Genomic DNA, 12948 nt, shown 5'->3' on the forward strand with positions numbered 1-12948 from the left:
ACCCGGCTCGGTCAGTGCTTTCAGTGTTCAGCAGCGCGAAAGCGGGCGGCAGATCCACATTGTGGTATGCCTGTTTTTCCGGAGGGGCTCAGCCGACGGGGATGGCGACGTCGCACACCTGGTCGTCCGGCTCGGCCGAGGCGAAGTCGGCGAAGTACACCTCGCGAGGGGCGCCGGTCATGTTCAGCTCCCGCTGGGAGATCCAGTGCGTGACGAGGTCGTAGGCGGACAGGATCTGCGGGAACTCCACCTGGGCGCGACGCAGGCGCAGGTACGCCTCGCGGTGCGCGGGCTCGGGACGGACGGCGAACTTGGCGGCGGGTGTCACGTCGAGGGAGATCGGCACGCAGACCTCGACCGGCCCGTCACTGTCCTCGGAGACGTCGCCGTAGTAGACGGCGAACGGGTGGCCGGCGGGTCCGCCGAGAGCCGCGGCGGCCTTGTGCAGTCTGCCGAACGCGCCGCCGAGCCAGCAGGAGAGTGTGTCGACGGTCGTATGCCGCTGTTCGGTCAGGACCTGCTGTGGCAGCACGTCTCGTACGGCGACCGCGGTGGTGTCGGGTGTGTCCCCGCGCATCGTGCCGAGCAGGTGACTGACGAGTTCGCGACGGACGGACATGTCGCGTTCGATCGTCTGCCAGTACCGCGTGATCATCTCGGCAGCGTGCGGCGACGGTGCCGAGATGATCTCCGCGATGGTGGAGAGGGGGATGTCCAAGCGCCGCAGCGTGCCCACGAGCCTCGCGGTTTCCAACTGGCTTTCCTCGTACCACCGATAGCCGGTCTGCGCGTCGACATGCCTCGGTGTGAGCAGGCCGAGCCGGTCGTACAGGCGCAGCGCCTTCAGCGACAAGCGTGATCGGCGTGCGAACACGCCGATCTTCAGCAGGGCGTCCACGCCATCGAGCGTAGTACAGGTGAGCGGACGGACGCGGTCATCGAATGGGGAAGGCGATGTCACAGACGTCTTCGTCGTCGGCGGCGGCCATAAGATCGGTGAAGTACACCTCGCGGGGCGCGTCGGAGATGGTATATCCCTGCTTCGCGACCCACTGTGCCACCGTGGCGAACGCGTTCGCGATCTCCGAGGGGTTGGTGAACTGGTGTTTCTTCAGCCGCAGATACGCCTCGCGGTGTGCCGGCTCGACCCGGGTCGCCAGGTCGCCTGCCTCATCCGGGGCGACGGGACCGCAGACCTCGACGGGGATCTCCGGCGTCTCGTCGGTGAACTGGCCGTGGTAGACGACGAACCAGTGCCCGGTCAGCCCGTTCATCGCCTGGGCGATGCCGAACTGCCGGTCCATCGCCTCGGTGAGCCACTCTTTCACGTCGGGCGCCGCGACGGTCCGCTGCTCGGTGAGCACGAACTGCTCGGGTACGTCGCGCTCGAGAATCTCGGTCATGGGGGCCTCTCCCTGTCTGCGCGGACGCTGTTCGCCCGGTCAGGGGCGACACTGATGCCTGCCCCAAGGGCAGGGTCAAGAACGCGCGGCCGGTTCACCCGATGGTGACGCAGCGCTGCGCACGGACGAAGGTGGTGGGCTCGACCTTTCGGCGGCACGCTGATCTGCGACGGCACCGGAGACGGGAGACCAGGTGGCCAGCGACGAGAGAGTGCCGGCGCGGCATCCCGCCGCATCGGCTGGAACCCCGCTGCGAGACGTGCTTGCCGAGTTCGCGACCAGTGTCACGGTGCTGACGGTCGCCGGTGAGCGACCGCACGGGATGACCGCCAACTCGGTCACGTCGGTGTCCCTCGACCCGCCGCTGGTGTTGTGCTGCGTCGCCCGCACTGCGCGGATGCACGACGCGATCGCTTCGACCGGCAGGCTGGGCGTGTCGGTGCTCGGCCGAGGGCAGGAACAGCTGGCCAGGCACTTCGCCGACAAGCGTCGCCCTGAGGGTGCGGCTCAGTTCGACCGGGTCGACTGGCGCCCTGGCCCGTACACCGGGGCGCCGTTGTTGAGCGGCGCTCTGGCCTGGCTGGAATGCGAGGTGGCCGAGACCTACGAGGGTGGCGATCACTCGATCTTCCTCAGCCGTGTTCTCGACGCGAACCGCCGCGACCGGCGCCTGCCCGGTCTGGTGTTCTTCCGCAGCGCTTTCCACCGCGCCGTAGCGGATCAGGATGCTTTGACGCGACCGTAGCGCAGTTCCAGTTCGCCGGTGGCGAGACCGTCCTGGACGTGGTGGAGGAGTGTGCCGAGACCCGAGTCGTCCAGGTCGTCGGCCTTCTTGAAGCGGACACAGTTCTGGCCGAGGCTGACCTTGCCGAGTTTGCCCGCGTAGTCCTCGACGAGGTATCGGTCGTTCCGCACGGCGGCGACGTAAAGACTGAGGTAGTTCTTCTGCAGTGCCAGTCCGATGACCGGCCAATCGATGGGGTCGGAAGAGGACTTGACCTGATATTGGAACTTCCCGTAGCCGATCAGGCTCATTCCCATCCCGGGCTTTCCCGCGCCGGTGCCGCCGAAGAACTCCCGTTTCAGCTCCGGCGCCGCGTCCCGGACGATGCGGTCAACCGCCCGAAGGTCTGCTTCCCTGGCGGGATCCGCGGCGAAATATTCGTTGAGATTGGACGCTGCCACTGTGAACATGGCGGCCAAGCGTACTCGCGATATCGACCGGCCGAGTGAGGAATCACGCGCAAGTACATCTTTGGAGGAATATCGCGGTTCGCCCGGCCCGGCCGTGAACCAGAAGGATTTGCGGATTTCGCATCATCGACGGTCGAGTCTTGCGATCGCGGTACCACTTCGGCCGGTCGAATACTGAAGACCGCGCCGGCGCGCAGCATTTCCAGGCTGCCGGTCAGCGACTTCAAGAACGGCTTGGCGAACGGTCGCGATGGTCTCGCTCAGGCCGTCCCTGAAGGAAGTCAGCCGCGTCACGACCGACGGGAGTTTTGCCCGCTCGGCGGCCAGTTCCGCGCCGATACCGTTACCGCCGTTACGCCTGAATGCGAACTGGATGCCGACGGCGGGCGGACTCGTACTGTCCGGCAGCGTGCGAAAGTGCGGCCCAGGGCGGCTCAGTGTCCTATCTCTGGGCCGCTCCCGGACCGCTTCAGGACCAGTCGCATCCGGTCCCTAACCGGTATTGACCAGTTTTCCGAACTGATCAGCGCGGCTGGTCACGCCACCAGCGCTGGCCGGCTTCAGGCAGCGTCGAGATCGGGTCGTAGTACGGGTACTTGCGCTGCAAGGCCTCGGGGTCTTCGTGTTCGATCCCGGTCCGGTAGTTCTTGGTCCAGTACGAGATCCCGAGCTCGCGGTCGTACTCCGCCAGCTGGTGGACCCACCGCTTCCCGACATAAGGCACGTCGCAGACGATGCGCGGAGTGGCGTAGCCCGGCAGATACCCCATGATCGCGTGCTGGAGTTCCTGTGCCTCGTGCACGGAGACCCGCCAGTGCTCGGCGTTGGGGATCATGTCGCACATGTAGAAGTAGTACGGCAGGATGTTCGCCTCGCCTTGGAGCGCGAAGCACAGGTCGAGCAGTTCGGCCGGGGTCGCGTTGACGCCCTTCATCAGCACGCCCTGGTTGCGCACGTCGCGGACGCCGACATCGAGCGCGGTCCTGGCGGCTTCCGCGACCAGCGGGGTCACCGACTGGGCGTGGTTGACGTGGGTGTGGATCGCGAGGTTGACGCCGCGGCGCTGCGCGGTGCCGGCGACGCGCTCGAGGCCTTCGACGACCTTCGGCTGGATCCAGTGCTGCGGCAGGGCGGCGAGCGCCTTGGTGGCGAGCCGGATGTCGCGGACGGTGTCGATGTCCATCAGCCGCATCAGGAACGACTCCAGCTGCGGCCACGGCACGTTGGCGACGTCACCGCCGGAGACCACGACGTCACGCACGCCGGGGGTCTTCTTCAGGTAGTCGATCATCGCGTCCTGGCGGTCGACCGGTTTGAGCGAGAGCTTGTGCTTCTCGACCTGCTCGGTGGAGTTGCCGACGAGGTCCATCCGGGTGCAGTGCCCGCAGTACTGAGGGCAGGTGGAGATCATCTCGGCGAGGACCTTGGTGGGGTAACGGTGCGTCAGCCCCTCCACGACCCACATCTCCGCCTCGTGCAGCGAGTCCCGTTCGGAGTGCGGGTGGCTCGGCCACTCGGTGTCACGGTCGCTGCGCACCGGGAGCATGTAGCGGCGGATCGGGTCGGCGTACCAGGCCTCGGTCACCTTCGCCGGGTCGGTGCCCGCGTTGGGCGCCGTGGTGTTGATCATCTGCGGCGGCAGCAGCATCGACATCGTGGCCATCTCGCGCTGGTCGGCGAGCATGTCCTCGTAGAAGCGCTCCTCGAGCAGGTCACCCATGAGGGCGCGCAGTTGCTTGGCGTTGCGGATGCAGTGCACCCGCTGCCACTGCGCGTCACGCCACTCTGCCTCGGTCACGTCGTGCCAGCCGGGGAAGCGGCGCCAGTCGGGTTCGATCAGCTCGACTCGGGTGTAGTCGTAGGGCTGATCGTAGGCGGCCACCGGCGAGGTCGGTTGCTGGATCGCAGTCACTTGTGCTCCTCGTCGTCGGAAACGCGTGAAATTATCCTGTCACATCGTTCGGAAGACGTAAATATTCCTGTCCTGCGTGGTGTGTCGAAATCATGCCGACCCGCCGGTCGCGTGGTCGTCCGGACGCTGCAAACTCGGGAGGGTGACGAACGCGCGAACCACACTCCTGCTCGGCGGACGCATCTACAGCCCCTCGGCTCCCGACGCCACGGCCATGGCGATCACCGACGGCACCGTCGTCTGGGTGGGACAGGACGGACCGGCCAAGGCACTGCATCCCGACGCCGAGGTGGTCGGCCTCGACGGCGCCTTCGTCGCCCCGGCCTTCGTCGACGCGCACGTCCACGCAACCGCGACCGGCCTGCACCTCACCGGGCTGAACCTCGCGGGGATCCGCGGTGCCGGTGAACTGCTGGCCGCGGTCCGCGACGCCGTCCGGCCCGGTCAGGTCCTGGTCGCGCACGGATGGGACGAATCCCGCTGGACCGACGGCAGGCTGCCCAGCCGCGCGGAGATCGACGAGGCGTCGAACGGGACTCCGGTGTACCTCAGCCGGGTCGACGTCCATTCCGCGCTCGTCTCCAGCGCACTTGTCGCGCTCGCCTCCGGCGTGCACGAGGCGCCGGGCTGGTCTGCCGATGGGCCTCTGACCCGCGAAGCCCACCATCTCGTGCGTGCCGCGATGCGCGAGGCGATCACGCCGGAGCAGCGCCGTGAGGCCCAGCGCGCTTTCCTTGCCGAAGTGGCCGCACGGGGAGTCGTCAGCGTCCACGAATGTGCGGGCCCGGACATCTCCGGCGCCGAAGACCTCACCGACCTGCTCGCGCTCGCCTCCGGACCGGGACTGCCGGAGGTCGTCGGCTACTGGGGTGAACGCGGCGGGGTCGACAACGCCCGCGCACTCGGTGCCAGGGGCGTCGCGGGCGACCTGTTCGTCGACGGCGCGCTCGGCTCCCGCACCGCCGCCCTGCACGAGCCGTACGCCGACGCACCCGGTACCTCCGGGACGCTTTACCTCGACGCCCCCGCCATCGCCGAACACATCAGCGCCTGCACCGAAGCCGAGCTCCAGGCCGGTTTCCACGTCATCGGCGACGCCGCGGTCGCCGAGGTCGTCGAAGGATTCCGGCTCGCGGAGAAGACCGTCGGCCGCCGAGCGCTGGCCGCCAGGCACCACCGGCTCGAACACGTCGAGATGATCGACGTCGACCAGGCGAAGGCGCTCGCGGACTGGGGTGTGGTCGCCTCTGTCCAACCGCAGTTCGACGCCGAATGGGGCGGCACCCACGGCATGTACACCGACCGTCTCGGCGCGGAACGGGCCGCGAAGCTCAATCCCTTCGCCGCGATGGCCGCCGAAGGGCTCCTGCTCGCGTTCGGCTCCGACGCCCCCGTCACGCCGGTCGACCCGTGGGCCACGGTCCGCGCCGGGACCTATCACCGCACAGCGGGCTCGGGTTTGTCCGCTCGCGCGTCCTTCACCGCCCACACCCGTGCGGGGCACCGCGCCGCCGGGGTCAACGACGGCGTCACCGGCAGCCTGGTCCCGGGTGCTCCCGCGCACTACGCGATCTGGGACGCCGAGGACCTGGTCGTCGCGACCCCGGACTCGCGAGTGCAGCGCTGGTCGACCGATCCGCGGGCGGGTGTTCCGCCGTTGCCGAACCTGGCGGAGGGGGCGACACTGCCCCGGTGCCTGCGCACGGTCCGCGACGGGCAGGTCATCCACGATCTGTTCACCCGGACGGCCTAGGGTTCAGGAGTGTCCACAACCGTGACCGATCCGGATCCCGAAGCGGCGCCCCGGAAGCGGTTCTCCCGCGCCTGGCTGCTGCGTTTCCTCGTCGCCGCGGCGTCGGGTTTCACCTTGTACCTGAGTTTCGCGCCGCGTCCGCTGTGGTGGCTCGCGCCGCTGGCGTTCACCGGCTTCGCGTTGGTGGTGCACGGACGCCGGTTCCGTGGCGCGTTCGGCTACGCGTTCGTGTTCGGGGTGGCGTTCTTCCTGCCGTTGCTGACGTGGCTGCTGGATTTCCTCGGTCCTGGCTTCGGGCCGTGGCCGTGGCTCGGGCTGGCGATGGCGCTTGCGGTGTATCTCGGCTTCGGCGGGGCTTTCGCCACCGTGGTGTGGCGGCTGCCGCTCGGGCCGTTGTGGGCCGCGCTGGTGATCATCGCGCTGGAGACACCGCGGACCTGGTTCCCCTTCGGCGGCTTCCCCTGGGGCCGCGTCGCTTTCAGCCAGCCCGAGGGCGCCTTCGTCTCGCTGGCCTCGATCGGCGGCGCTCCGCTGGTCGGGCTCGCCGTCGTGCTGACCGGTTTCGGGCTCGCGGCGCTGTGCCTGCGACTGAAGGGCGCGGATCCGCGACGTTCCCTGGTGGCCGCGTCGGCGCTGATCTTGGTGCCGGTGGTGGCGGGGCTCGCGGTGTGGCCGACGATCGGCACCGAGGCGCAGGACGGCGAACTCACCGTCGCCACGGTGCAGGGCAATGCGCCCGACATCGGCCTGGCGCTGGAAGGCCGCCGCGACGAACTCCGGGACAACCACCTCGCCGAGAGCGCCCGGCTGCTCGAAAAGCTCAAGGCGACCAACACGAATGTCGATCTGCTGGTCTGGCCGGAGACCGCGATGGCCATGCGCACCGGTGACGCCGGCGTCGACCAGATGGTCCGCGACTACGGCACGCAGGCGATCATCGGCGCGCTGGTCCGGCTGCCCGACGGGAGCGCGCAGAACTCCGCGCTCGTCTGGGATCCGGCCACCGGCCCGGGCCAGCGCTACGCCAAACAGCAACTCGTCCCGTTCGGCGAGTACGTCCCGGCCCGTGAGCTCGCGAAGCTGGTGACACCGTTCGTCGACAGCGTGGCGAACATGACACCGGGTGATGGCGCCAACGCCGCCCTGTCCGTCGCGGGCACGAAGGTCGGCGTCTTCATCTGTTACGAAACGGCGTTCGACTACCCGGCTCGTGAGTCGGTGGCCGATGGCGCGGAGCTGCTCGTCGTGCCGACCAACAACGCTTGGTACGGGCCGGGGGAGATGAGCTACCAGCAGCTGGCGATGTCGCGGCTGCGGGCGGTCGAACATGGGCGCGCGGTGATCGTTTCCGCCACCAGCGGAGTGAGCGCGATTGTCGCTCCCGACGGTTCGATCACGGCCTCTACCAGCCTGTTCACCGCAGACTCCCTGGTGGGGCGCGTGCCGTTGAGGCAGCAGACTACGCTGTCGGATCGACTCGGTGTGACGACGGAGTACGGGCTGCTGGCTCTGGCGATCGCCGGGGTTACCGGCGGGTACGTGCTCCGTTTCCGCACCCGGCGCGCGAGCGCCGCCAAGGCAACGAGGGAAGCGGCGGGCTGACCCGCCGGAACACGGAGGAAAAGCGGATGGCGCAGGCGCCGCGGGGGGCCCAGGGAATCGACCCGGTGCTGGTGGTGGTCCCGACGTACAACGAGCGGGAGAACATCGGGCCGATCCTGGAACGTCTGCTCGAAGCACTCCCGGACGTGCACGCCCTCGTCGTCGACGACGGCAGCCCGGACGGGACCGGCGATGTGGCCGATGAGCTCGCGAAGGCCGACGAGCGGATCCAGGTCATGCACCGGACCGAGAAGGCCGGGCTGGGCGCCGCGTACGTCGCCGGGTTCCGCTGGGGTCTCGCCCGTGACTACGCCACCATCGTCGAGATGGACGCCGACGGCTCGCACGCGCCGGAAGATCTGCCCCGGGTGCTCGCTGCCCTCGAGGACGCGGACCTGTCCATCGGCTCCCGCTACGTTCCCGGCGGCAGCACGGTGAACTGGCCGTTCCGGCGCAAGGCGCTGTCCTGGGTGGCGAACTTCTACGCGAAGGTCGCGCTCGGCATGAAGATCAACGACATCACCGCCGGCTTCCGCGCGTACCGCCGCACGGTGCTGGAGAAGCTCGCGCTCGACGAGATCGCCTCGCGCGGCTACTGCTTCCAGATCGACCTGGCGTTCCGGACGAAGCTGGCCGGGTTCGAGGTCGTCGAGGTGCCGATCACCTTCACCGAGCGTGAGGTCGGTCAGTCGAAGATGAGCGGTTCGGTCGTGCGCGAGGCGATCCTCCTGGTCGGTTTGTGGGGGATCAAGCGTCGCTGGCAGCAGCTTCGCGGCCTGGTCAAGAAGGGCTGACCCCCAGCACGCTCACCCCGAGCCTCCCCAGCTCCTTCACCGTCGGTTCGTCCGGCGCCGCGTCGGTGATCACGCCCGCGACGTCGGAGAGGGGAAGCACGGTGAACGGCGAGGCCGCGCCGATCTTCTCCGAACTGGCCAGCACATAGGTGTCGGCTGCCCGTTTGGCGAGGGTGCGTTTCATCGCGGCCTCGTCCGAGTCGCCGGTGGTGAGCCCGGTCTCCGGGTGCACGCCGGTGACGCCGAGGAAGAACAGATCGGCGTTGACGTTCATCGCCGCTTCCGCCGCGGTCGCTCCGCAGGTGACAGCCGAGTGTTTGAAGAGCCGTCCGCCGATCAGGAACACCTCGACCTTCGGATGCGTGACGAGCGCGGCCGCGACCGTGGGGCTGTGGGTGACGATCGTCGCTTCGAGGTCGACGGGGAGCGCCTTCGCCAGCGCGAGCGCGGTGGTCCCGCCGTCGAGGATGACGGTCGATCCCAGGCGGATCAACGCTGCTGCACGTTTTGCGATCCGTTCCTTGCCCGCGACGCTGACCGCCATACGGGTCGCGTAGTCCGCGGTGGCGGGGGAGACCGGCAAGGCACCGCCGTAGACCCGCTGGCAGAGTCCGGCGTCGGCGAGTTCTCGCAGGTCCCGGCGGATACTGTCCTCTGATATGCCGAGTTCGGCGGCAAGGTCCTTGGCCACGATCCGGCCTTCGGTCTTCAAGCGTTCGAGCAGCAGGTCTCGGCGTTGCGCAGCCAACATGTGCACGTTCCTCCTTGTTCTTGCCGATTGTTGCACATTAGGCTCCGGTTCATGAGCAAACCTCTGATGATCCTCATCGCCGGTCCGTTCCGCTCCGGCACCGGCGACGACCCCGAACTCCTCGCCCGCAACCTCGCCCGGCTCGAAGAGGCCGCGTGGCCGATCTTCCGCAGCGGGCACGTGCCGATGATCGGCGAGTGGGTCGCGCTCCCGGTGCTGCGCGGCGCGGGCGGGAAGACCGTCGCGGACCCGATCGCCAAGGAGGTCATGTACCCGACGGCCGACAGGCTCCTGCACCACTGCGACGCCGTCCTGCGCCTGCCTGGGGAATCCACCGGCGCCGACCAGGACGTCGCCATCGCGCTCTCCCGCGGGCTGGCGGTGTATCACCGTGTCGAGGACATCCCGGGCTACCAAGCCGCATAATGCGTAACTCGACCGCGTGTGACGTTTCTGGGGGAAGGTGAGCCGTGACCGGGAAGGTCTGCGGAATGTGCGGAGGCCCGCTGCCATCGAAGGCGGGTTCGCGCGGGCGCGTGGCCGTCTACTGCTCGGCCGCGTGCCGCCAGCGGGCCTACCGGTCACGGCACGACCCCGCCCCCGACGTGGAAGCCCTCATCGCCGAGGTCGGCCACGTCGCGAACCGGCTGGCACCTCAGCCGCCGGAGGCGTTCCTCACCGATCTCACCTCGCTCACCTCCGACGTCGGAAGGCTGCGACGCATCGCTCAACTGGCGTTGCGGGCCGAAGACGAAAACGTCACGCAGGCGCCCGTGACGGAAACCGTGGACGAGGTCGCCTTCGCCGGGAGGATCGAGCAGCACCAACGAGAGTTGCGCGTGCACTGCTACCGCATGGTCGGGTCCTACGACGACGCGGAGGATCTGGTCCAGGAGACGTTCCTACGCGCCTGGCGCGGCCGCGAAGGCTTCGAAGGCCGGTCGAGTTTCCGTGCCTGGCTCTACCGCATCGCCACCAACACCTGCCTGGATTTCCTGCGGCGCAACAAACGGGTCCCGCGCCCGTACGACCCGCTGCCCGGCGTCGACCAGCAAGGCGAACCGCCCCAGTTCCTGCCCTGGCTGCAACCCTTCCCGGACAGCCAGCTGGTCTCGGCGGAGGCCGAACCCGACGAGATCGCGGAGACCAGGGAAACGATGGAGCTGGTCTTCCTCGCCGCCATCCAGCATCTCCCGCCGAAACAGCGGGCCGTGGTGATCCTCAACGACGTCCTCGGCTGGAAGGCCGCGGAGACCGCCGACCTGCTGGAAACCACCGTCGCGTCGGTCACCAGCGCACTCCAGCGCGCCCGCCCCACCCTGCGCGAACGCCTTCCGGAACGCCGCACCGACTGGGCACGGACCGTCCAGCCGACCGAGGAGGAGCAAACGATCCTGCGGCGCTACATGGCCGCCGCCACCGGCAGCGGCGACAGCCGGGTCATGGCCGAGCTGCTGAGGGAGGACGTGCTGGTCACGATGCCGCCGAACCCGCTGTGGTTCTCCGGCCGCGACGTCTTCCTCGGCTTCGTCGCCGAGTCCTTCGACCCCGCGTCACCGACGTACTTCGGCGAATGGAAGCACCTTCCTGCCATCGCCAATCGCCTTCCCGCCGCGGCGGGCTACGTCCGGCGGCCGGGCACCCGGATCTACCGCGCACAGGTGCTCGACGTGCTGCGGATCGAGGACGGGAAGGTCGCGGAGATCACCGCTTTCGAACCGCATTTGTTCCCCGCGTTCGGGTTGCCGCTGACGATCACCTGAGGACCGATGAGATCCACGCCCCTTCCGCGTCTCAACGGTCGAACCCGATCAAGCGGAAGGAACACCCTCATGAGCCTCCAGAACAAGAACGCGGTCATCTACGGCGCCGGCGGATCGATCGGCGGCGGTGTCGCCAAGGAGTTCGCCGCGCGCGGCGCCCGTGTCTTCCTCACCGGCCGCCACGAACCGGCGCTGACGAAGGTCGCCGACGAGATCAAGGAGACCGGGGGACTGGCCGAAGTCGCCGTCGTCGACGCCATGGACGAGACCGCGGTCGATGCGCACGCCGCGTCCGTCGTCGCGGAGGCCGGCAGCCTCGACATCTCCCTCAACCTCGTCCCGCGCGGCGACGTCCAGGGCAGCCCGCTCGTGGAGATGTCGGTCGAGGACTTCGTCCGCCCGATCACCACGGGCGTCACGACCAACTTCATCACCGCCCGAGCGGCCGCCCGGCACATGATCACGCAGGGCTCCGGCGCGATCCTCGCCCTCGACAGCGGCTCCGCCCAAGGCAGCCCGATGATGGGCGCGACCGGTTCGATCGACGCCGCGCTCGACACCTACATCCGCAATCTCGCCGTCGAGATCGGGCCGCACGGTGTCCGCGCGCTCGGCATCTGGGTCGCGGGGATCCCGGAGACCTTCACCCCCGAGAAGCTCTCCGCGGTGAACAACCAGCTGCCCGCGAGCCCGGAGATGGTGGAGAACGTCCTCAACGGGCTCAAGGAGGCCCGGATGACCAAACGTTCACCGCGTCTCGCCGAGGTCGCCCGCACGCTGGCGTTCCTCGCCTCCGACGACGCGATGGGGATCACCGGCACCTTCGTCAACGTGACCAGCATGTTCCCCAGCTGACCGGAGTTCCGCGAGCACAGCCCTGATCGCGGGGCTGGCCTCGGCGCTGCGGCGCCACGCCGCGTGCACCTCGCGCGTCGGCGGGCGCCGCAACGGCCGGGCGAGCAGCCCTTCGCTCAAGGGCGGGCGCGCCAGGCGCGGGATCAGCGCGACGACTTCACCCGAGGCGACCAGTGACAGCTGCGTGGAGAAGTCGTCGACCAGATGCCGCACGTCGGGCTCCCCGGTCAGCCCGGCGAACAGGCGCCGGAACCACTGGTGGCAGACCGTGCCGGGCGGGCTGGTCACCCACGTGTACCCGGCAAGGTCGGCTCCGTCCAGTGGGGGCTCGGCGCGTGCGAGCGGATGGGTCTCGGCCATGACGACGTCACCGAGATCGGTGTGCACCAGCCGTCGGGACAGGGCGGGGGACAGCGGGACGGGCAGGCCGTCGGCGTCGTGGAGGAGCGCGAGATCAGCCGTCCCGGCCTCGACCGAATGCAGGGCCTGGTCGGGATCCTGCTCGGTGATGTGCAGCCGGAGATCGGGGTGCCGCGACAAGAGCCGCGGCTGGACGGGGGCGAGCAGCCCGCGGATACCCGTCGAGAACGCGGCCACCCGCAAGACGCCGCGAGGCGCGCCCTCCGCCACCGACTGGGCGGCCTCGGCACAGCGCTCGAGCGCCTGGAACACCTCCAGGGAGGAGTCGACGACAGCCTGCCCCGCCGGAGTGAGCACGACTCCGCGTCCAGCCGGAGCGAGAACGGGCATCCCGATCTGGCGCTCCAGCCGCTTGATCTGCTGCGACACCGCCGACGCGGTGAAGCCCAGTTCGTCCGCCGCTCGCGCCAACGTCCCCAGCGCGGCCACCGACCGCAGCGCCCGCAGGGCCCCGACCTCGATCATGAAGCCAGGCTACGCAATACCGGTCATAAAGCATCG

13 protein-coding genes are annotated in these 12948 nt (G+C 68.9%); 7 read left to right on the forward strand and 6 right to left on the reverse strand.

Annotated elements, in window-relative coordinates; genetic code table 11:
* Positions 1 to 88: 88 nt before the first annotated feature.
* Together DMH03_RS32685 and DMH03_RS32690 are read right to left on the reverse strand one after the other, a co-directional pair.
* Positions 89 to 898, reverse strand: coding sequence for a MerR family transcriptional regulator (locus tag DMH03_RS32685; protein ID WP_125795825.1), 810 nt, complete (start codon positions 896 to 898; stop codon positions 89 to 91).
* 37 nt (positions 899 to 935) lie between these two features.
* Positions 936 to 1403, reverse strand: a complete 468-nt coding sequence (locus DMH03_RS32690; protein ID WP_125795826.1) for a GyrI-like domain-containing protein — start codon at positions 1401 to 1403, stop codon at positions 936 to 938.
* Positions 1404 to 1596: 193 nt separating this feature from the next.
* On the opposite strand from DMH03_RS32690, the gene DMH03_RS32695 reads away from it, so the two are divergent.
* The gene (locus DMH03_RS32695; protein ID WP_125795827.1) at positions 1597 to 2148 is read left to right on the forward strand and encodes a flavin reductase family protein; all 552 of its coding nucleotides are present in this window, start codon (positions 1597 to 1599) and stop codon (positions 2146 to 2148) included.
* Here DMH03_RS32695 and DMH03_RS32700 read toward each other — a convergent pair.
* Positions 2124 to 2597, reverse strand: coding sequence for a DUF1801 domain-containing protein (locus tag DMH03_RS32700; protein WP_125795828.1), 474 nt, complete (start codon positions 2595 to 2597; stop codon positions 2124 to 2126). The two genes, DMH03_RS32695 and DMH03_RS32700, sit on opposite strands and share 25 nt — an antisense overlap.
* 523 nt (positions 2598 to 3120) lie before the next feature.
* Positions 3121 to 4509, reverse strand: coding sequence for a KamA family radical SAM protein (locus DMH03_RS32705; protein WP_125795829.1), 1389 nt, complete (start codon positions 4507 to 4509; stop codon positions 3121 to 3123).
* Positions 4510 to 4651: 142 nt separating this feature from the next.
* Between DMH03_RS32705 and DMH03_RS32710 the strand changes: the two genes are divergently transcribed.
* The 3 genes from DMH03_RS32710 to DMH03_RS32720 are packed head-to-tail and all read left to right on the forward strand — an operon-like array spanning position 4652 to position 8658.
* Positions 4652 to 6262, forward strand: a complete 1611-nt coding sequence (locus DMH03_RS32710; protein WP_125795830.1) for an amidohydrolase — start codon at positions 4652 to 4654, stop codon at positions 6260 to 6262.
* A gap of 9 nt (positions 6263 to 6271) precedes the next feature.
* A complete protein-coding gene (gene lnt / locus DMH03_RS32715; protein ID WP_125795831.1) occupies positions 6272 to 7864 on the forward strand; it encodes an apolipoprotein N-acyltransferase in 1593 nt (530 codons plus the stop codon).
* A 26-nt stretch (positions 7865 to 7890) separates the two neighbouring features.
* Positions 7891 to 8658 (forward strand): polyprenol monophosphomannose synthase, encoded by a 768-nt coding sequence (locus tag DMH03_RS32720; protein ID WP_125795832.1) that lies wholly within the window; start codon positions 7891 to 7893, stop codon positions 8656 to 8658.
* Here the strand turns inward: DMH03_RS32720 and DMH03_RS32725 are convergent.
* Positions 8645 to 9409 (reverse strand): DeoR/GlpR family DNA-binding transcription regulator, encoded by a 765-nt coding sequence (locus tag DMH03_RS32725; protein WP_125796000.1) that lies wholly within the window; start codon positions 9407 to 9409, stop codon positions 8645 to 8647. The genes DMH03_RS32720 and DMH03_RS32725 overlap by 14 nt on opposite strands.
* Before the next feature lie 51 nt (positions 9410 to 9460).
* On the opposite strand from DMH03_RS32725, the gene DMH03_RS32730 reads away from it, so the two are divergent.
* The 3 genes from DMH03_RS32730 (at position 9461) to DMH03_RS32740 (ending at position 12027) form a co-directional block, all read left to right on the forward strand.
* Positions 9461 to 9835 (forward strand): DUF4406 domain-containing protein, encoded by a 375-nt coding sequence (locus DMH03_RS32730; protein WP_233611761.1) that lies wholly within the window; start codon positions 9461 to 9463, stop codon positions 9833 to 9835.
* Between the two features lie 44 nt (positions 9836 to 9879).
* The gene (locus DMH03_RS32735) at positions 9880 to 11172 is read left to right on the forward strand and encodes a sigma-70 family RNA polymerase sigma factor (RefSeq protein ID WP_199749112.1); all 1293 of its coding nucleotides are present in this window, start codon (positions 9880 to 9882) and stop codon (positions 11170 to 11172) included.
* Between the two features lie 69 nt (positions 11173 to 11241).
* Complete coding sequence (locus DMH03_RS32740) at positions 11242 to 12027, forward strand: SDR family NAD(P)-dependent oxidoreductase (RefSeq protein WP_125795833.1); 786 nt, start codon at positions 11242 to 11244, stop codon at positions 12025 to 12027.
* Here DMH03_RS32740 and DMH03_RS32745 read toward each other — a convergent pair.
* The gene (locus tag DMH03_RS32745; RefSeq protein WP_125795834.1) at positions 11920 to 12912 is read right to left on the reverse strand and encodes a LysR family transcriptional regulator; all 993 of its coding nucleotides are present in this window, start codon (positions 12910 to 12912) and stop codon (positions 11920 to 11922) included. The two genes, DMH03_RS32740 and DMH03_RS32745, sit on opposite strands and share 108 nt — an antisense overlap.
* Positions 12913 to 12948 lie beyond the last annotated feature (36 nt).

The organism is Amycolatopsis sp. WAC 01376 (assembly GCF_003947415.1).
In the GTDB taxonomy this organism is placed as follows: domain Bacteria; phylum Actinomycetota; class Actinomycetes; order Mycobacteriales; family Pseudonocardiaceae; genus Amycolatopsis.